Source organism: Paraburkholderia diazotrophica, assembly GCF_900108945.1.
Taxonomy (GTDB): domain Bacteria; phylum Pseudomonadota; class Gammaproteobacteria; order Burkholderiales; family Burkholderiaceae; genus Paraburkholderia; species Paraburkholderia diazotrophica.
In genome coordinates, this window is the sequence record NZ_FNYE01000009.1 from 118,273 (window position 1) to 136,972 (window position 18,700).

An 18,700-nucleotide genomic window follows, 5' to 3' on the forward strand; every position below is an offset into this window, starting at 1 on the left:
GCATGCCTGACATCCGTATTGACGGCTTCGCCGTGTGTCTCTTACGGCTCCGAGAGCCAGTTTTCCAGTGCAGTGGCGAGCGCCACGGGCACCTCGAACATCGCGTAGTGTCCGGCGTTGTGCAGCGTTTCCAGCGTGGCATTCGGATACCACGTGAGCCACGTGCGCGTCATCAGGTCCGCCGTGATGGTCGGATCGTGTTCGCCGACAAACAGCTTCACGGGTGTCGCATTTCCTTCGACCTGCGCGGCGAAGTCGCCCGTTGCCCATTGCGGCAGATACGCAGCAAACGCTTCGCGCCGCGACTCGCGCAGCGACGTTTGCGCGAGCTGCGTGCTCCATCGTGCGGCGAGCCGGCTGCCCGTCGAAAAGTGAATGATGCCTGCGCGCTTCGCGACATCGTCGATTGCGGCGGAGAACATCGCGATGCGTGTCTCGTCCATTCGCGAGCCGCACGCGGGCACGGCGGAAATGCCCGCCATCTTCACGATGCGCTCGGGCGCGGCGACGAGCACGCGCTGCATCGCCATGGCGCCCATCGAATGACCGACGAGGCTGAAGCGCGGCCAGTCGAGATGATCCGCGAGCGCGAGCACATCGCTCGCCACTTCGTCGAACGTGAATGTGCCGTCGAGATCGCGCGAAAGCCCATAGCCGCGATAGTCGAAGAACGCATAGCTGAAGCGTTCGGGATCGAGCGCGGACTTGAGCGCGTCCCAGTCGGCCGAGCTGCCGAGCCAGCCGTTCAGCGCGATCACCTTGTGCGGGCCGTTGCCGAACTGCCTGAAGCCATTGAACGTCGTCGTCATGATTCAATGCTCCTCATGGGATGCCGCGTCGAACGGATACGGCAGCGCAGAAGCGATGCGTCCGCGGCATTCGCCGAAGCCGATCGACACCGCGCCCGGCGCACTGGCACGCGCGCTCAGCACGATTTCGTCGCCGTCTTGCAGTTCGATGCGCGTCTCGCCGTTCGCAAGCAGCAGCGGCTTCTTGCCCGCTTCGCTGAGCTCCGTCAGACACGCGCGCGACTCGTCGCTCGCGCCTGAAATCGTGCCGCTGCCGAGCAGATCGCCCGTGCGCAGATTGCAGCCGTTGCTCGTGTGATGCGCGATCATCTGCGCAAACGTCCAGTACAGGTTGTCGAGATGCGTGTGCGTGATCTGCGCAGGTGGCAGGCGGTCGCTGCGCATCGCGGCCGTCGACAGATGCGCGAACAGCTCCAGATGCAGGCCGCCGTTGCGCTGATCGCGTGCGCCGTTGAGATGCGGCAGGATCGCGGGATCGCCGGCTGCGCGCTGTGGCGCGGCCTTGCGGAACGGCGCGAGCGCTTCTTCGGTGACGAGCCACGGCGACACGCTCGAGTGGAAGCTTTTACCGAGGAACGGCCCCAGCACCTGTTCGAACCATTGAATGCTTTTCGCCGACCAGTCGTTGAGCAGGCAGTAACCGAATACATGCTGGCGCGCGCTGTCGACCGAAACGGCGCGCGTCAGTTCATTGCCGTGACCGATGACGGCCGCGAGCTCCAGTTCGAAGTCGAGCATCGGCGCAGGACCGAAGCGCACGTTGCCGTCCGCGTCGCGATACTGTCCGTGCGGACGCCGCACGTCGCCGCCGCTCACTCTCATCGACGATGCGCGGCCATGATAGGCGATCGGCAGCGACTTGAACGCGGCAGGCAGCGGATCGGCGAGACCCTTGTAGCGGCCGTGACGCTCGGTGTGATGCCGCGACGTCAGGAAGTCCGTGTAGTCGCCGATCGTCCAGGGCAGCGTCAACTCGACATCCGTCATGAGCGGCAGTACTGCATCGATCGATGATTCGAGCTGCGAGCGCGCAGACGCATCGTGTTTCAGCAGATCCGACAGCGCGGCGCGCAACGCGCTCACGTGGCGAGCATCGAGCGCCATCAGAGCATTCAGCGTGCTGCCGCGAGCCGATGCACACGCGCGCGCCGCTTCGCCGTCGAGCAATGCGATGTCGTGCAGCGCGCGCAGATCGACGATGCGATCGCCGATGGCCACACCCGTGCGGGCTTCGCCGTCGCGTACGAATGCGCCGAACGGCAGGTTCTGTATGGGGAAATCCGTGTCGCCGGTATTCGCCGACTCGATCCAGCTTCGCCGCGCCGGATCGTGCGTGACATTCAGTGCACTCATGCGGGGCGTGTCTCCGATACTGCCTTGCTTTTCTCTGCGGTCCACGCATCGAGGGCGGGCCGAGCACGCATTTTATAGCCTTCGAGTTCTTCGACAGGCGCAACGGGCACCGTCAGTTCGACGCGCAATCCGTTGGGGTCGAAGAAATAGATCGAGCGCACGAAGTGATGGTCGGTCACGCCGAGCACCTCGATGCCGTTGTCGATCAGCCGCGCTTTCATCGATTCGAGCTGCCCGAGCGTGTCGAGCCGCAGCGCGATGTGATTGACCCACGGCGGCGTATTCGGCGAAGGCAAGGCGGCCTTGTCGTCGCCGAGATCGAAGAAAGCGATGTTCGATCCGTCGGCCATTTCGAAGAATACGTGCACGTAGGGGCAGTATTCGCCCGTGCTCGGCACGCGGTCGAGACGGATCACATGGACGAGCGGCAGCCCGAGAATGTCTTCGTAGAAGTGGCGCGTTTCTTCGGCATCGCGGCAGCGCCACGCGAAGTGATGCAGGCCAAGCACGGGCGCCGGACGGGTAGAGTCGATAGACACGGAGTCTCCTTGTAATGCGTGGTTCTTACGGGCAGTCGTGAAATGCGGCGCGCGCCGTATCAGACTTCGACCGCATCGACGTTGTATTCGAAGAGCCAGTTGTAGCGCTCTTTCACGCGCTCCTCGCTCCATTCGCGATCGACGTAGGCAGCGGCGCCTTCCGCGTGCGCAAGCTGCGGATTGTGAAAGCGCGTCGCGTTCGCCGCCGAGCCGCGCACCACGCGCGCGGTGCGATCGAGCCGCAGCGCTTCATAGCGTTGCAACGCGTGAGGGATATCGTCTGCGTAGCGTTCGAGGCAGCGCGCGAGCAGATAGCCGTCTTCGATCGCCATGCCCGCGCCTTGCGCGAGGAACGGCAGCGTCGGATGGCACGCGTCGCCGAGCAGCGTCGCGTGGCCCTCGCTCCAGCGCGCCATCGGTTCGCGCACCATCAGTGCCCACTTGTACGGAATGTCGATGGCCGAGATCAGCGTGCGCACGTCTTCGTGCCAGCCTTCGAAATCGGCGAGGCATTCTTCGAGCGTGCCGCGCTCGGACCACGATTCGACTTGCCAGCCGGACTTCTCGATTGCACCGACGAAGTTGATCAATCGCGCGCCGCGCAGCGGATAGTGAATCACGTGCGCGCCCGGACCGACCCAGTTCGCGCCATACGGCGAGCGCAGATGCTCGGGCAGCTTCGCCGCGTCGATCACGCCGCGCCACGCCATCACGCCGGAAAATACGGGCTCGTCGGGACCGAAGAGCGCACGGCGCACGCGCGAATGCACGCCGTCCGCGCCGATCAGCAGATCGCCTTCGCTGGTTTCGCCGCTCACCGCCTGCACGACGACCTTGCCATTCTGCTGCGAGAAGCTTTCGACCTTGTGATTGAGCCGAATGGCGTCGGGCTTCATCGCGCGCACGACATCGGCGAGCGCCTGGTGAAGGTCGGCGCGATGCAGCGTGAAGTACGGATAGCCGTAGGCCTCACGCGATTGCACGCCGAGGTCGAACAGACGCCAGCGCTGGCCGCTGTTCCAGAGTCGCACGCATTTGCCGAGCGGCTCGCATGCGAGATCTTCGAGCGCATCGCCGACGCCCAGCTGATACAGCACGCGCGTCGCGTTCGAACTCAGCTGCACGCCCGCACCGATTTCCTTCAGCGCCTGCGCCTGCTCGAAAACCGTGACATCGAAACCTTTCTTCAATAACGCGGCGGCAGCCGTCAATCCGCCGATACCGGCGCCTGCAATAACTATCTTCATTCGACGATTCGACCTCTTTCGTGATGGGCGCTTTTATCGATATTGGCTATCAATCAATCGATAATTCTTGTCAGTGATAAACCCGGTGAAATCGGGATTCACTTTAAATCAGCGGATCACGCGAAAGAAGCAAATTAATCCGAATGAGTTATCAATGAAATTTGATAATTCGCGAATGCCTGGGATAAACCCTTTATCGGCAGAACGATAAAGACGATTGCACGCTTTACATGCCCCAGCGCTGCACCGTCGCGGCATCGAGTCCGTAAAGATCGAGCACGCGGCCGAGCGTGTGATCGACCATGTCGGTCAACGATTCGGGGTTCGCGTAGAAGGCGGGCACGGGCGGATAGACGATCGCGCCCGCTTCCGTCACGGCCGTCATGCTGCGCAGGTGGCCGAGGTGCAAAGGCGTTTCGCGCACCATCAGCACGAGGCGGCGGCGCTCTTTCAACGTGACGTCGGCGGCGCGCGACAGCAGGCCGCCCGTCATGCCCGTCGCGATCTCCGACAAGGTCTTGATCGAGCAGGGCGCGACGATCATGCCCATCACAGGGAACGACCCGCTCGAAATGGACGCGCCGATGTCGGTGTTCGAGTGGCAGACGCTCGCCATCGCGCGCACGTCGGCGACGTTGTAGTCCGACTCGTGCGCAAGCGTGACCTGCGCGGAACGGCTCATCACAAGGTGTGTCTCGATCTCCAGCTTGCGCAGCAATTGCAGCAGTCGCACGCCGTAGATGACGCCGGAAGCGCCGCTGATGCCCACTACCATGCGCCGCGGCGGCATGCCTCTCATATCCATAAGACTCTCCCGAATGCCAATCCCTGTTCGCGTGACGCGGCGGATGTTAGCACCCGGTTTCTGCTAAAAGAAGCTTGAAGCGCGATTAAATACGCGGCCCTGGTGTTTTTCCCGATCCTTTAAAGGCTTTGTTCGTTTTGTTCGATGGGTTGATAAATAATTCGCGATTCAAAGCTGTAAATCGGTTAGCTACACTCTCGCCAACATATGACAGGCCACGGGCATCCGCACGGCGGGTTCGCACAGGCACAATGCCATATGGGGATCAGCGGGCATGCAGCCGGCTGGCGATAAAAAAGACATTGGAGACACTGGTTGAAAACGACGAGTCTGCTGTTAGGCGGCTGTGCGTTCGCGTTATGTTGTCCCGCGTTCGCACAGTCATCGGTGACGCTGTACGGGAGCGTCGACGTGGGTGTCGATTTCGTGACGAACTCGCGTGGCGCACACCTGTATCAGGAATCGGCGGGCAAGCGCACGCCGGACCGCTTCGGCTTTCTGATCAAGGAAGATATCGGCGGCGGCAACACGGTCTTCGCGCGGCTCGAATCGGGCTTCCTGACCAACACGGGCGCGCAGATCAATCCGACGAGCTTCTTCAATCGCGATGCGTATGTGGGCATTACGAACGACCGGTTCGGCTCGCTGAGCCTCGGCCATATTCCCGACTACGTGTACGAGTACGTGGGTGGGCTGAACAACTCGGTGCCCGGCATCTCGTCCTTCTATACGGTCGGCAATCTGGACGGACTGGCCAATACGCGCGCGCTCGACAACTCGGTGAAGTACGAAACGATCGATTACCGCGGCTTCCAGGCGGGCGTGATGAACAGCTTCGGCAACCAGACGAATTTCAGCGAGGGACGTCAGTACAGTATCGGCGCGCGTTATCAGAACGGCATCGTGAAACTGGGCGCGGCGTACTCGATGTCACACAACCGCACGGCCGACCTCTTCGGCATTTTCGGCGTGACGTCGGTGCTCGGGCAGACGCTGAAGCAGGGCACGCTGTTCAACGCGGAGCGGTATAGCACGATCGCTGTCGGCGGTTCCGTTGCGGTCGGCGATTTCATTCCGCACGCAACGTTTACCGATGTGAAGCTCGAAGATCCGCAGGGCTCGGTGACGGAGCGTAACTACCAGGTCGGCGTGAACATCGATCTGAGCGGCGGCAAGCGCTTCTATGTGCTCGGTATCTCGTACAACCGTTCGATGTTCGAAGGGTTGACGTACAACCAGTACAACCTGTTTCTGACGCACTACCTGTCCAAGCGCACGCAGATCTACGCGGGCGTCGGCTTGCAGCGCGCGTCGGGCACGGGCGCGAAGGCAGAACAGTTCGGCTATCAGCCGTCGAGTTCGAGTGCGCAGACGGTGGGGCGCATCGGTCTCAATCAGATGTTTTGACGTGGCACGCTCGGGGGCGATATGGCGTGAGCACAGCGATGTAGATGTGGATGAAGGAACGGCATCGGGCGGAAAAGGCAAAGGCGCAAAGGAGTACGGCTTTTTTCACCTTTTTCGATCTGATCATCGAGAATTTTTGATTCTGTCGTCTGCTGGGGGGCCTGTATATTGAGGCTCCCGGCGGCGGCGCCAAAGGGAAGCAGCAGGGCGGCGACGCGACGCAAACGCGCCGTTGCCCGATCAGGCACATTGGGACGCACATGCAAGCAGACCGCACTTTCAACATATCGACACTGATAGAAGAGCAAAAAACAGGGCGTTTCGCTATCGGCCTGCTGTTCTGGTGTTTCCTGATCATGCTGATGGACGGCTACGACCAGACGGCCGTGTCGTTTGCCGCGCCCGCCATCATCAAGGAATGGCACGTCGCGCGCGGCGGCTTTGGTCCCGTCTTCGGTGCGGGACTGTTCGGCACGCTGATCGGCTCTTTCATCTTCGGCTATCTCGGCGACCGCTTCGGCCGCAAGCGTGCCATCGTGTCGGGCAGTCTGTTTTTCGGTCTGCTGACGCTGGCATCCGTGTGGGCTTCGTCTCTTCAGGAACTGATGCTGTTGCGTTTCATTGCCGGTCTCGGCATGGGCGGCGTCGTGCCCAACTCGGTTGCGCTGGTCGCCGAATACGCGCCGAAGCGCTTGCGCGCAACGTGGGTCACGTTGATGTTCTCGGGCTTTTCGATCGGCGCGGGCTCGGGTGGCCTCGTGTCTTCCGCGCTGATTCATCGCTACGGCTGGCCCGTGATGTTCGTCGTGGGCGGCGTCGGCTCGCTCGCCGTCGCGCTGCTGCTGATCATCACGCTGCCCGAATCCGCGAAGCTGCTGGTCGTGCGTCAGCGCAGCGTCGAGACGGTGCGCAAGCTGGTTGTGCGTCTGCGTCCCGACATCTCTCTGCCGGCCGACGCGCAGTTCGTGCCCGGCGAAGTGCAGGAGAAGAAGCGCTTCGTGCTCAAGCTGATTTTCTCCGACGGCTTGCGCGCGATCACACCGCTGCTGTGGATCGTTTTCATCGTCAATTCGATGGCGCTGTACTTTCTGCAGAACTGGCTGCCGATCCTGATGGAAGGCGTCGGCATCAATCCGCAGAGCGCGGGCATCATCACGACGATGTTCTCGGTGGGCGGCGTGCTCGGCGGACTGATCCTGTGCCGCTTCGTCGATCGTCATGGCGTGCTGGCCATCATCTCGCTGCCCGCAATCGGCTGCCCCGTCGTCGCGTTCCTTGGACACGGCATGTCCGAGGCGTGGCTGATGTTCGCCGTGTTCGCGACCGGCTTCTGCGTGGTCGGCGCGCAGTACGGGCTATATGCGGTCGCGGGCATGATCTATCCGACTGCGTTCCGCTCGGCAGGCGTGGGCAGCGCGATTTCGGTCGGCAAGATCGGTTCGGTATCGGGACCCGTGATCGGCGGCATTCTGCTGTCGATGCATCTGCCGTTCGCGCAGATGTTCTACGTAGCATCAGCGCTGTTCCTTGTCGCGACGATTTTCTCGACGGTGCTCGCCGTGTTGTACAAGGCGCGCTTCGGCGAGCAGCACGAGCAGCACGACAAGGAAGACGCCCCCATCGAGGAGATGCGTTCAGCGCTAGGCGATTCGTGATCGCGGCTGTGCATCGTTTTAGAAAATAATCGACGGGCAGGTGAAGCGCGCCGGTGTCCGTCGCAAAAGGAGACTGGATGCAGACCGCACGCACCATCGACGTTACCGCGCTGATCGAACGGCAAAAGCTGCGCGGATTTTCCTTGTCCCTGATCGCGTGGTGCTTCCTGATCGTGCTGATCGACGGCTACGATCAGGTCGCCGCGGCGTATGCGGCACCTACGCTGATCCGCGCGTGGCATGTGAACGCGACAGGCTTCGGCCATGTGTTCGGCGTCGGCCTGTTCGGCGTGCTCGTGGGTTCGTTGCTGCTCGGCTTTATCGGCGATCGCATCGGACGGCGGCTCACGATCATTTTTGGTTCGCTATGGTTCGGTATCCTGACGTTTGCGTGTAGCTATGCGACGTCTCTCGATCAACTGACCGTGCTTCGCTTTTTCGCGGGAATCGGCATGGGCGGCGTCGTGCCGAACACCGTGGCGCTCGTGTCCGAGTACGCGCCGAAGGCGCGCCGCGCGACGTGGATCACGCTGATGTTCTCGGGGTTTTCGATCGGTGCCGGCGGTGGCGGCGCGATTGCATCGTGGCTGCTGCCGCGTTTCGGCTGGCCCGTGCTATTCGAAGTGGGCGGTCTCGCGGCTGTCGTCGTGGCCGTCGCATCGTTTCCGCTGTTGCCGGAGTCCGTTCGCTTTCTGATCGTCAATGGACGCGCTGCGCAAGAGATCGCCCGCATCGTGCGCAGGCTGGACCCACATGTACATGAAAGCGACGAAGCGGTGCGCTATGTCGTCGACGACGAAAAGCGGATTCGCGCGACGCCGTTCGCATTGTTCAGCAACGGTCTCGTTCGCGTGACGCCTTTGCTGTGGTTGCTGTTCGTGCTGAACTCGCTCGCGCTGCATTTTCTTCAGAACTGGCTGCCGATTCTGTTCAGCATGAGCGCGTTGCCGTCTGCACAGGCGGCGAAAGCCGCGATGATGTTTCCGGTGGGCGGGACGGTCGGCGCGCTTGCGTTGAGCCGCTGCGTGGACCGCTATGGCATCGCTGTGATCTTGCTGCTCGCGCTGCTGGGCCTTCCCGTCTGCGTTTCGCTCGGCATGCCGATGTCCGCGGCCTGGCTCTATGGCGCCGCGTTCATGAGCGGCGTCTGCGTGATCGGCTGCCAGTTCGCGCTCTACGCAGTCGCGGGGATGGTCTATCCGACGATGCTGCGCTCCGCCGGCGTCGGGGCCGCCATCGGAATCGGCAAGCTTGGATCGGTCGTCGGGTCGATGCTCGGCGGCGTGTTGCTCGCGATGCATCTGCCGATCGCGCAACTCTTCATGAACGTGTCGATCGTTTTCGTGTTCATCGCGCTGCTGTCGGTCTGGCTTGGCTGGAACCGGCGGCGCGAGACGCTTGGGTCGTTGGCGTGACGGATGTTCCGTCTGCTTCCGCGCGGGCCGGTGGTTCAACGTCGCCGGCCCGCGCGTGGTTCCAGAAGGGCTTATCGCAACAAGCGCATGCCTGTCTTTCCCTCGACGCCAGCTTCATCGTAAAGCGCGGTCATCGTAGGCGCGAACCGATGACGCTAAAAGCGAACTGGCGGCCCATCGCTTCCAAACCGTTTGAGTATTAACCCTGGTCAAGCATGGCTTGACTCATCCATCCTCGCGACGCACACTGTTTTTAACGCAACTGTGATCACAGGTCACAGATCGCAAAACAGGAGACACCTGAATGGCGACACGCTCACCCCGTGGCGAGCTGCCCGAGCTCGAACTCGTCGCTCGCGAGACGATGGCCGGCCGCGTCTATGCGCAATTGCGCGAGGCGATCATGATCGGCCGGTTCGCGCCCGGACAACTGCTGAGTCTGCGCAGTGTCGCGGAGGCGGTCGGTTCGTCGACGATGCCCGTGCGCGCCGCGCTGACGCGCTTGCAGGCCGAAGGCGCGTTGATCGACGGGCCGGCCCGCGCGCTGATGGTCCCGCCGATGACGCTCGAACTGCTCGACGAACTGCGCGACGTGCGCATCGCGCTTGAAGGCTGTGTCGCGAAGCGCGCGGCGTCGCGGATGACGCAGGCGCATCTGTCCGAGTTGCAAGCGATCTACGACGCGATGGATGCCAACGTCGAAGCAGGCGATGTCGCCGCTTACCTGCGCAGCAACTTCCAGTTTCACATCGCCATTTACACGCACGGCGCGAGCGACCTCACGCTCGCGACGATCCAGAACCTCTGGTTGCGCATCGGGCCGTTTCTCAATCTCGTCGCCCCTGACATTCCGCACATGCGCCGCTCGATGGACGCGCACCGCAAGATCGTCGAAGCGCTGTGGCGCGGCGACGGCGAAGGCGCTCGCGCAGGCATCGCGCAGGACATCGGCGAGGCGGCAGCGGACCTCGCCGAGCGATTGCAGGGCAGGGAAGCGGCCAGCGCCTGACACGCTTCACCGCATCACAACAACGGAGACAAGCATGACGGTTACACAGATGTTGCAACCGCGCGCGGGCTTGCGCGTGCTCGTCACAGGCGGCGCATCGGGTATCGGGCTCGTGATCGCCCGCGCGTTCGCCGATGCCGGCGCGCGCGTGCACGTATGCGACGCGAGCCGCGAGACTATCGATGCGCTCGCAACGGTCGAAGCCAATCGTGGCGCAAGCGGTGGCGAAAGCGGCGGCAAAAGCGGCAATGCAGGCGCGATCACGGCGACGCTCGCCGACGTGTCCGATCGCGATGCCGTCGAGCGCGTGTTCGCCGACGTACACGCGCAACTCGGCGGACTCGACGTGCTGGTGAACAACGCAGGCATCGCCGGGCCGACTGGCGGCGTCGATCAGATCGATCCCGACGAGTGGGACAACACGATCGACGTGAATCTGAACGCGCAGTTCTACTTCGCGCGCCGCGCAGTGCCGTTGCTGCGTGATGCGCCGGATGGCGGCGCGATCATCGCGTTGTCGTCGGTGGCGGGGCGCCTCGGCTACGCGTATCGCACGCCCTATTCGGCGACGAAATGGGCGATCGTCGGCCTGACGAAAAGTCTCGCGATCGAACTCGGGCCAGCGGGCATACGCGTCAACACGATCCAGCCCGGCATCGTCAAGGGGCCGCGCATCGAGCGCGTGATCGCCGCGCGCGCGCAGCAACTCGGCCTCTCATACGACGAGATGGAGAAGCAGTACCTCGAAAAGATTTCATTGCGGCGCATGACGACGCCCGAAGAAGTGGCGGCCACTGCGCTCTTTCTATGCTCACCTGGCGGCAGCGGCATCTCGGGACAGGCGATCTCCGTGTGCGGCAACGTCGAAGTGCTCTGACGTCATCCAGCGAAGAGGAAAACATGGCAAGCAAACGCAAGGTCATCATCACCTGCGCGCCGACGGGCGCAATTCACACGCCGTCGATGTCACCGTATCTGCCCGTGACGCCGCAACAGATCGGCGACGCCGCGCTCGCAGCCGCGAAAGAAGGCGCGGCGATCCTGCATCTGCATGCGCGCGATCCGAACGACGGACGGCCGACACAAGACCCGGCCGTGTTCCAGCAGTTCCTGCCGCGCATCAAGGCCGAAACCGATGCAGTGGTCAACATCACCAGCGGCGGCAGTCCGCACATGACGGTCGCCGAGCGGCTCAGGCCCGCGCATCACTTCAAGCCCGAAGTCGCATCGCTGAACATGGGCTCGATGAACTTCGGCCTCTATCCGATGCTCGAGCGCTTCAAGGAATTCAAGCACGACTGGGAACGCCAGCATCTGGAGAACAGCCGCGACCTGATCTTCAAGAACACGTTCGCCGACATCGAATACATCCTGACGTCGTGCGGCGCCAACGGCACGCGCTTCGAGTACGAGTGCTACGACATCTCGCATCTGTACAACCTCGCGCATTTCGTCGATCGAGGTCTCGCGAAGCCGCCGTTCTTCGTGCAGAGCGTGTTCGGTCTGCTGGGCGGCATCGGCGCGCATCCGGAAGACCTGATGCACATGCGCCGCACAGCCGACCGCCTGTTCGGCAGCGACTACGTGTGGTCGATTCTCGGCGCGGGCCGCAACCAGATTCCGCTCGGCTCGATGGGCGTCGCGCAGGGCTCGAACGTGCGCGTCGGTCTCGAAGATTCGCTATGGATCGAGCCGGGCAAGCTCGCCGAATCGAGCGCGGACCAGGTGCGCAAGATCAGGCAGGTGATCGCAGGGCTCTCGCTCGACATCGCGACGCCCGCCGAAGCGCGCGCGATGCTGGGCCTCAAAGGCGCGAACGAAACCAACTTCTGACGCGCGGAGGCCAACATGAGCAGCGCATCTGCGCCACGTCTGAAGGTCGTGGCAATGCCGACGGGCTGGCTGACGGTCGACCGCTCGTCGCAAGTTCACGGGCGCTATTTCGGGCAGTCGATCCGCGTGCCCGTGTGGTCGACGGCGATCGTCGGCGCGCAGAAAAAGATCGTCGTCGATACGGGCATTCACGATCCGGCGTGGGTCTCGAATTTCGTGTGCCCGTGCGACCAGGCGCCCGAAGAACGGCTCGAACGCGCGCTGAAGGAGTACGTCGGGTGGAGCGCGGACGACGTCGACATCGTGATCAACACGCATCTGCACTATGACCACTCGGGCGGCAACACGCTCTTTCGCAACGCGAAGTTCGTGATCCAGGCAGCCGAATGGGAGTACGCAGGCCATCCGCTGCCGACTCAGGCGACGTACTACCAGGAGTTTCTGATCGGCCGCGAGCCGCTTGCCTGGTTTCGCTGGCAGTTCGTCCACGGCATCGCGGATATCGTGCCCGGCGTGCGCGTCGTGCCGACGCCGGGGCATACGCCCGGTCATCAGTCGGTTGCCGTCGATACGGAAGACGGCGTCGTGCTGATCGCGGGCGATTGCGCGAACTGCATGGAGAACATCGTCGATCTGGTGCCCGTCGGCATCGTCCACGAAACACAGGCGGAATTCGCGTCGCTCAGGCGTATTCGCCAGATCGCGGACTTTGTCATCCCCGGACACGATCCCAACGTCGTGCCCGGTTCGGCAGGCATCGTCCTGCCGAGTGAATCACGCTTGCCGCACGTCCAACCCTGAAAAACAAAGACGGTACTGGAGGAAGACATGAAAGCAGTGACTCGCATCATCCGCCGCGCGGGGCAGGCGGCGCTCGCAGCGGTGCTCGCCGGTGGCCTCGCTTTTTCCGGCAATGCCGTTGCCGCCGGCAAGTACAAGATCTTTCTGTCGATGAGCTATGTCGGCAACGACTGGCAGACGGAAGCCGCGAACATGGTCAAGGCGATGGCCGAAACGCCGGCGCTGAAGGACAAGGTCGATCTCGAAGTACAGGTAGCGGGCACCGACGCGCAGAAGCAGATCCAGCAGATCAACTCGATGGTGCAGGCGGGCGCGAAAGCCATCGTCATCTATCCGATTTCGCCGACGGCGCTCAACCGCGCGATCCGCAACGCGTGCTCGAAGGGCGTGGTCGTCGCGGCGTATGACGGCGAAGTCACCGAGCCGTGCGCGCACAACGTGACGATCGACCAGAAGCAGGCGGGCACCGTCACAGCCGAATGGCTCGCGAAGACGATCAACGGCAAGGGCAACATCGTGCTGATCAACGGCGTGCCGGGCACGTCGGTCGACCGCGCGCGCACCGAGGCCGCGAAAGCCGTGTTCGCGAAGTACCCGGGCATTCACATCGTCGCGGAAGGCACGGGCATGTGGAGCCAGGCGACGGCGCGCACCGAGCTGTCGAAGATTCTCGCGACCAACAGCTGGGACAAGATCGACGGCCTGTGGATGCAGGTCGGCTGCTTCACGGCTGCGTCGATGCAGCTCGAAGCGGGCATCGCCGACGACAAGATCAAGCCCTGCGCGGGCGAATCGTCGAACGGACACCGCGTGCAGATGCTGCCGCCCGGCATGGTGAAAGGCGAGGGCACGTATCGCTCGATCGGCTACCGCTCGATTTCGTATGGCGCGCCGCCTTACTCCGGCGCAATGGCGTTGAAGCTCGCCGTGGCGAAGCTCGACGGCAAGGACTTTCCGCAACGCGTGACGTTGAAGCTGCCGCTCGTCGAGAGCGCGCAGTCGAAGCTGTGCAAGACGGGTTCGATCGACGAGCTGAAGGCGGGCTGCACCGCGTTCGCGCAAGACAAGGTGCCGCCGGGCTGGTTCGCGGACATCTATTCGGACGAGACGCGCGAGGTCGGTTTCAATGCGGCGCTGAGCGGCAAGCAGGACTGACGCTCGCCGCAACGGAGGTATTCCGATGGCAAGCATGAGCATGCAGGCGAGCGCGGCGGAAGGCGGTCTCGCGATCGATCTCGCCGGCATCGTCAAGCGCTTCGGCGCAACCGTCGCGCTCGACGGCGCATCGTTTCGCGTCAGGCGCGGCGAGGTTCACGCGCTGCTCGGCGAGAACGGCGCGGGCAAGTCGACCACCGTCAAGCTGCTGTCCGGCCTGATGCGGCCGGACGCGGGCAGCATGCGCGTGATGGGGCAAGAGGTGTCGATGCACGGTCCGAAGGACGCGCATCGCGCCGGCGTGCAGACCGCGTTCCAGGAGATGACGCTGGTGCGCGATCTGACCGTCGCGCAAAACCTGTTGATGGCCTACGAGCCGACAGGCTGGTTCGGCCGCATCAAACGGCACGACGCGCTGCGCAAGGCGGCCGAGTGGCTGGAGCGGCTCGAACTCGGCGACATCCGCCCCGGCGCGTACATCCGCGATCTGTCGCTGCCCGTGCGGCAGAAGATCGAGATCGCGAAGGCGATCGCGCGCGGGCCGCAAGTGCTGCTGCTCGACGAGCCGACCTCGGCGCTGTCGGGCCGCGACGTCGCGTGGCTCGCGCGGCGTATCGATGAACTGAAGGCACGCGACGTGACCTTCGTGTTCATCTCGCACCGGATGCAGGAAGTGCGCGAGTTCTGCGACAGCCTCACCGTGTATCGCAACGGCAAGGACGTCGGGGCATTCGACACCGCCGACATCTCCGATGATGAAGTGATCCGGCTCGTGATCGGCCGCTCGATGGACGCGAAGTATCCGCCGAAGGTGACGGCCCCCGCGAAGATCGCAACGCCCGCGATCGAGGCGCGCGGCATTCGCATCGACGGCATGGTGAACGACTTCGATCTGACGCTGCGCGCGGGCGAGGTGCATGGCATCGCAGCGCTGCAAGGCATGGGGCAGCGCGAACTGTTCGAGGCCCTGTTCGGCGCGACGTATATCGACGCGGGCGAGATCCGCATCGACGGCAAGCCCGTCACGCTTACATCAACCGCCGATTCGCTGAAGGCGGGCGTATCGACGGCACTGCTGCCCGAGGACCGCAAGACGGAAGGGCTGTTCCTGCGTCTGCCGGGCGGCGAGAACATTTCGCTGCCGATGATCCGGCGTTATACGCGCTTCGGACTGATCGACCGCAAGCGCGAGCAGGCCGCGATCCGCCGCTCGCTCGAACAGATGGAAGTCAATCCGCGCGCGCTGTACAAGCCCTGTCTGTCGTTTTCGGGCGGCAACCAGCAGAAGATCGCGATGGCGAAATGGCTGCTTACGCAAAGCCGCGTGTGGCTGATGTTTGATCCGACGCGCGGCATCGACGTCGGCACCAAGCATCAGATCTTCGTGCTGATGCGCGCATTCGCGGCGGCGGGCGGCTCGGTGCTGTTCTATTCGACGGATGTACCCGAGCTCGTCAACGTGTGCGATCGCGTGACGGTGGTCTATCGCGGCCGGCACGCAGGCGAACTCGAAGGCGATGCGCTCACCGAAGAGAACGTGATGCGCAGGATGCTGTCGAGCTGAGACCGGCCTGATCCATCGTTCTACGAGAGGTATCTGATGAACAATGCAATTGCGTCTCACGAAAGCGAGATCGCGCGGCCGGGCGCGCACGTCGGCTTCGGCGCGCGCATCGATCACCATCGCGGGCTGATCATCGCGATCGGCGCGCTCGCGGCGATGATGATCGCGTGGGTGGCGCTGTCGGCGACACCAGTGGGTCTCTACGACATCGGCTCCGTGATATCGAGCAGCACGACGCTCGCGCTCGCCGCAGTCGGACAGACGATCGTCGTGCTGAGCGGCGGCTTCGACCTGTCGGCATCGGCGGTCGTATCGCTCGCGAACGTGCTCGCCGTGCGCTTCGTGCAGGGCACGCCACTGGAGCAGTGGGCGGGCGTCGCGTTGATCCTCGCGATCGGCGGTGGCATCGGCCTCGTGAACGGCGCGCTGATCGCGTGGTTCCGGTTGCAGTCGATCGTCGTCACGCTGGCGACGATGTTCATGGTGCAAGGCATGACGCTGCTGATCCAGAACAAGCCGGGCGGCAGCATGGGCGACCAGTTCGCGGGCGCGCTCACGGCCGACCTGATCCCCGACAAGCTGCCGATGTCGGCGGGCGTGCTGATCGCGGCACTCGCCGTTTGGGCTTTCTTGCGACGCACGCGGCTCGGTGTGGGCATCTACGCGCTCGGCAGCGAGCCGGACAGCGCGTACGCGAACGGCCTGCCCGTCACGCGCTATCGCATTGCCACGTACGCGATTGCGGGCATGTTCTACGCGGCGGCGGGCCTCTATGTGTCGGCGCAGACAGGCTCCGCAGATCCTCTCGTCGGCAGGCCGCTGCTGCTGTCGATGTTCACGGCCGTCGTGCTCGGCGGCACGCGGCTCGGCGGCGGACGCGGAGGTTGCGTCGGCACCGTGTTCGCCGCGATGACGCTGATGATCACCGTCAACATTCTGCTCGTGCTCAACGTGTCGGCGTTCTTTACGACGATCGCCGAGGCCGTGATCCTGATCCTCGCCGTGCTCGGCTCGTCGATCGGCAAACAGTCCGCGGCGCACGAAAGCGCGCGTTACCTGATGCAATGTGTGAAGGCGCTGCGAACGCATAGCCGCGCACAGGACGACGGGCGCGCGCGGCGCGTCGATTTCGCCGTCGCGGACTTTCGCGCGGTCGAGAACACGGAGCTCACGGGCCGCTTCTTTGCTGACTGGATCGAACGCAACCGCGAGTGGGCGCGCTACGTGGTGCCCGCGTATCTGCTGTTCGTCGCGGTGATCGTGTTGACGGGCTTCGTCTACGGTCCCGGCGTGCTGGCGAGCGCGAACTTCTATAGCAGCCTGCTCACGCTGACGCTCTTTCTCGCGATCCTCGGTCTGGGCCAGGGCGCGGTGATTCTGACGGGCGGTCTCGATCTGTCGATGCCGTGGCTCATCACGCTGTCGGGTGTGCTGCTCACGGGCCTCACGCACGGCGTCAACGTCGCGGCCTGGTGGGCCGTGCCCGTCGTGCTGGGCGCGGGGCTTGTCGTCGGCATCTTCAACGGTGCGGGCGTGGTCGTGCTCGGACTACCGCCGATCGTCGTCACGCTTGCGGCAAACGGACTGTTGCAAGGGCTGACGCTGATCTACTGCAACGGCTCGCCGCAGGGCTGGGCGCCTTCCGCGCTCAGCGCGTTCACGAATGGACGTGCGGGCGGGCTGTCGCTCGCGGCGTGGTGCGTGCCAGTGTTTCTCGCGTTCGCGCTGCTGCTGTTGCATCGCACGGCGTTTGGCCGGCGCGTGTATGCCGTCGGCAATTCGCCCGTCGCCGCGAAGCTGTCGGGCGTGCGCGTGGGCCCGACGCTGATCGCCGTCTACTGTCTGTCGGGCGTGTGCTCGGCGCTCGTCGGGCTGCTGCTCGCGGGCTTCAGCAGCCAGGCGTTTCTCGGCATGGGCGACCCTTATCTGCTGCCGTCGATTGCCGTCGTCGTCGTGGGCGGCGCGTTGATCACGGGCGGACGTGGCCACTATCTCGGCGTGTTCGGCGGCGCGCTGCTGCTGACCGCGCTCGGCACGCTGCTCGCGGGCACGACGGTGCCGCCCGCGGTGCGCGACATCATCAACGGACTCGTCGTGCTGGCCGCTGTCATCACGCTACGCGACAAGAAAGCCTGATCAATGGGAGAAAGCATAATGGTGCAGCGACAGGTTGCAGTGATTGGTTCGGGCCGCATCGGCCGCGCATGGGCGATCGTCTTTGCGCGCGCGGGTTTTCGCGTGAATCTGCACGACGCGGTGCCCGCGATGCTCGAAGGGGCAGTGCCTGCGATTCGCGAGAGCGTGCAGGACCTCGCGTCGTTCGGGCTCGTCGATGAGCCAGTGGATCGCATCGTCGAGCGGATAGCCGTTTGCGCACAGCTCGCCGATGCGGTGCGCGACGCCGATCTCGTGCAGGAGAACATCGCGGAAGTGGTCGACGAAAAGCGCGCGCTCTTTGCCGAACTGGACCACATCACGCGTCCCGATGCGCTGCTTGCGAGTTCGACGTCGGGCCTGCCTGCATCGACGTTTACGGAAGGGCTCGCGAGCCGCGCGCGGTGCCTCGTTGCGCATCCCGTGAATCCGCCTTCGCTCGTGCCGCTCGTCGAGTTGTGCGGCGCGCCGTGGACAGCGCCCGACACGCTCGCGCGCGCCCGCGCGATCTACGCGGAAGCGGGCCAGAAGCCCGTCGTCGTGAATCGCGAGATACCGGGCTTTCTGCTGAACCGTCTGCAAGGCGCGTTGCTCGATGAAGCGTTGAGCCTCTTCGAACAGGGTTACGCCGATGCGGCGGATCTCGACACGGTGATGCGCGACGGGCTCGGACTGCGCTGGTCGTTCATGGGTCCGTTCGAGACGATCGATCTGAATGCACCGGGTGGCGTGACCGATTACGCGCAGCGCTACGGCGGCACGTATCGCACGATCGCGGCGACGCGCGTGCCGTTCGAATGGCACGCCGACGTCGTCGCGGCGCTCGATGCGCAGCGTCGCAAGGTGCTGCCGCGCGATCAGATCGAGGCGCGCAGCGCATGGCGCGACCGGCGGCTGATGGCGCTGCTCGCGCATCGGCGCGCGCTCGCAGCGAAATCCGACGACGAATGACGC

At 63.9% G+C, this 18,700-nt stretch carries 16 protein-coding genes; 11 read left to right on the forward strand and 5 right to left on the reverse strand.

The features are described 5' to 3' along the window. Positions 1-41 precede the first annotated feature (41 nt). The 5 genes from BMW76_RS14190 to BMW76_RS14210 all read right to left on the reverse strand — a co-directional run bounded on the left by BMW76_RS14190 (position 42) and on the right by BMW76_RS14210 (position 4,753). A complete protein-coding gene (locus tag BMW76_RS14190) occupies positions 42-809 on the reverse strand; it encodes an alpha/beta fold hydrolase (RefSeq protein ID WP_090865918.1) in 768 nt (255 codons plus the stop codon). Between the two features lie 3 nt (positions 810-812). After that, positions 813-2,162, reverse strand: a complete 1,350-nt coding sequence (gene fahA, locus BMW76_RS14195; protein ID WP_090865919.1) for a fumarylacetoacetase — start codon at positions 2,160-2,162, stop codon at positions 813-815. Further along, positions 2,159-2,695, reverse strand: coding sequence for a VOC family protein (locus BMW76_RS14200; RefSeq protein WP_090866113.1), 537 nt, complete (start codon positions 2,693-2,695; stop codon positions 2,159-2,161). Before BMW76_RS14200 ends, fahA begins: the two co-directional genes overlap by 4 nt. A gap of 65 nt (positions 2,696-2,760) precedes the next feature. Continuing rightward, positions 2,761-3,948, reverse strand: coding sequence for an FAD-dependent monooxygenase (locus BMW76_RS14205; protein WP_090865921.1), 1,188 nt, complete (start codon positions 3,946-3,948; stop codon positions 2,761-2,763). Positions 3,949-4,174: 226 nt separating this feature from the next. Beyond that, positions 4,175-4,753, reverse strand: a complete 579-nt coding sequence (locus BMW76_RS14210; RefSeq protein WP_087738198.1) for a UbiX family flavin prenyltransferase — start codon at positions 4,751-4,753, stop codon at positions 4,175-4,177. 315 nt (positions 4,754-5,068) lie between these two features. Between BMW76_RS14210 and BMW76_RS14215 the strand changes: the two genes are divergently transcribed. The 11 genes from BMW76_RS14215 to BMW76_RS14265 all read left to right on the forward strand — a co-directional run bounded on the left by BMW76_RS14215 (position 5,069) and on the right by BMW76_RS14265 (position 18,697). Then, positions 5,069-6,160: a porin gene (locus BMW76_RS14215; protein WP_090865923.1), complete on the forward strand. Its 1,092-nt coding sequence runs from the start codon at positions 5,069-5,071 to the stop codon at positions 6,158-6,160. Positions 6,161-6,420: 260 nt separating this feature from the next. Beyond that, positions 6,421-7,815: an MFS transporter gene (locus BMW76_RS14220; protein WP_090865924.1), complete on the forward strand. Its 1,395-nt coding sequence runs from the start codon at positions 6,421-6,423 to the stop codon at positions 7,813-7,815. Positions 7,816-7,892: 77 nt separating this feature from the next. Beyond that, on the forward strand, positions 7,893-9,230 hold the full coding sequence (locus BMW76_RS14225; RefSeq protein WP_090865925.1) for an MFS transporter: 1,338 nt from the start codon (positions 7,893-7,895) through the stop codon (positions 9,228-9,230). 304 nt (positions 9,231-9,534) lie between these two features. Continuing rightward, complete coding sequence (locus BMW76_RS14230) at positions 9,535-10,239, forward strand: GntR family transcriptional regulator (protein ID WP_087738195.1); 705 nt, start codon at positions 9,535-9,537, stop codon at positions 10,237-10,239. A gap of 34 nt (positions 10,240-10,273) precedes the next feature. Beyond that, a complete protein-coding gene (locus BMW76_RS14235) occupies positions 10,274-11,116 on the forward strand; it encodes an SDR family oxidoreductase (protein WP_090865926.1) in 843 nt (280 codons plus the stop codon). Positions 11,117-11,139: 23 nt separating this feature from the next. Then, on the forward strand, positions 11,140-12,072 hold the full coding sequence (locus tag BMW76_RS14240) for a BKACE family enzyme (RefSeq protein WP_090865927.1): 933 nt from the start codon (positions 11,140-11,142) through the stop codon (positions 12,070-12,072). A gap of 15 nt (positions 12,073-12,087) precedes the next feature. Next, positions 12,088-12,873, forward strand: a complete 786-nt coding sequence (locus BMW76_RS14245; protein ID WP_090865929.1) for an N-acyl homoserine lactonase family protein — start codon at positions 12,088-12,090, stop codon at positions 12,871-12,873. Positions 12,874-12,900: 27 nt separating this feature from the next. After that, the gene (locus BMW76_RS14250; RefSeq protein WP_090865930.1) at positions 12,901-14,028 is read left to right on the forward strand and encodes a sugar ABC transporter substrate-binding protein; all 1,128 of its coding nucleotides are present in this window, start codon (positions 12,901-12,903) and stop codon (positions 14,026-14,028) included. Positions 14,029-14,053: 25 nt separating this feature from the next. Beyond that, positions 14,054-15,592, forward strand: coding sequence for a sugar ABC transporter ATP-binding protein (locus BMW76_RS14255; RefSeq protein ID WP_245763222.1), 1,539 nt, complete (start codon positions 14,054-14,056; stop codon positions 15,590-15,592). Positions 15,593-15,628: 36 nt separating this feature from the next. Next, a complete protein-coding gene (locus tag BMW76_RS14260; RefSeq protein WP_090865931.1) occupies positions 15,629-17,728 on the forward strand; it encodes an ABC transporter permease in 2,100 nt (699 codons plus the stop codon). A gap of 3 nt (positions 17,729-17,731) precedes the next feature. Beyond that, positions 17,732-18,697 (forward strand): 3-hydroxyacyl-CoA dehydrogenase, encoded by a 966-nt coding sequence (locus BMW76_RS14265; RefSeq protein WP_407668955.1) that lies wholly within the window; start codon positions 17,732-17,734, stop codon positions 18,695-18,697. The last annotated feature ends 3 nt before the right edge of the window (positions 18,698-18,700 follow it).

Bases quoted from the DNA above. Each gene is read 5' to 3' on its own strand.
- BMW76_RS14190 (WP_090865918.1), bottom strand. From the start codon at position 809: ATGACGACGACGTTCAATGGCTTCAGGCAGTTCGGCAACGGCCCGCAC.
- fahA (WP_090865919.1), bottom strand. From the start codon at position 2,162: ATGAGTGCACTGAATGTCACGCACGATCCGGCGCGGCGAAGCTGGATC.
- BMW76_RS14205 (WP_090865921.1), bottom strand. From the start codon at position 3,948: ATGAAGATAGTTATTGCAGGCGCCGGTATCGGCGGATTGACGGCTGCC.
- BMW76_RS14210 (WP_087738198.1), bottom strand. From the start codon at position 4,753: ATGGATATGAGAGGCATGCCGCCGCGGCGCATGGTAGTGGGCATCAGC.
- BMW76_RS14220 (WP_090865924.1), top strand. From the start codon at position 6,421: ATGCAAGCAGACCGCACTTTCAACATATCGACACTGATAGAAGAGCAA.
- BMW76_RS14225 (WP_090865925.1), top strand. From the start codon at position 7,893: ATGCAGACCGCACGCACCATCGACGTTACCGCGCTGATCGAACGGCAA.
- BMW76_RS14230 (WP_087738195.1), top strand. From the start codon at position 9,535: ATGGCGACACGCTCACCCCGTGGCGAGCTGCCCGAGCTCGAACTCGTC.
- BMW76_RS14235 (WP_090865926.1), top strand. From the start codon at position 10,274: ATGACGGTTACACAGATGTTGCAACCGCGCGCGGGCTTGCGCGTGCTC.
- BMW76_RS14240 (WP_090865927.1), top strand. From the start codon at position 11,140: ATGGCAAGCAAACGCAAGGTCATCATCACCTGCGCGCCGACGGGCGCA.
- BMW76_RS14245 (WP_090865929.1), top strand. From the start codon at position 12,088: ATGAGCAGCGCATCTGCGCCACGTCTGAAGGTCGTGGCAATGCCGACG.
- BMW76_RS14250 (WP_090865930.1), top strand. From the start codon at position 12,901: ATGAAAGCAGTGACTCGCATCATCCGCCGCGCGGGGCAGGCGGCGCTC.
- BMW76_RS14255 (WP_245763222.1), top strand. From the start codon at position 14,054: ATGGCAAGCATGAGCATGCAGGCGAGCGCGGCGGAAGGCGGTCTCGCG.
- BMW76_RS14260 (WP_090865931.1), top strand. From the start codon at position 15,629: ATGAACAATGCAATTGCGTCTCACGAAAGCGAGATCGCGCGGCCGGGC.
- BMW76_RS14265 (WP_407668955.1), top strand. From the start codon at position 17,732: ATGGGAGAAAGCATAATGGTGCAGCGACAGGTTGCAGTGATTGGTTCG.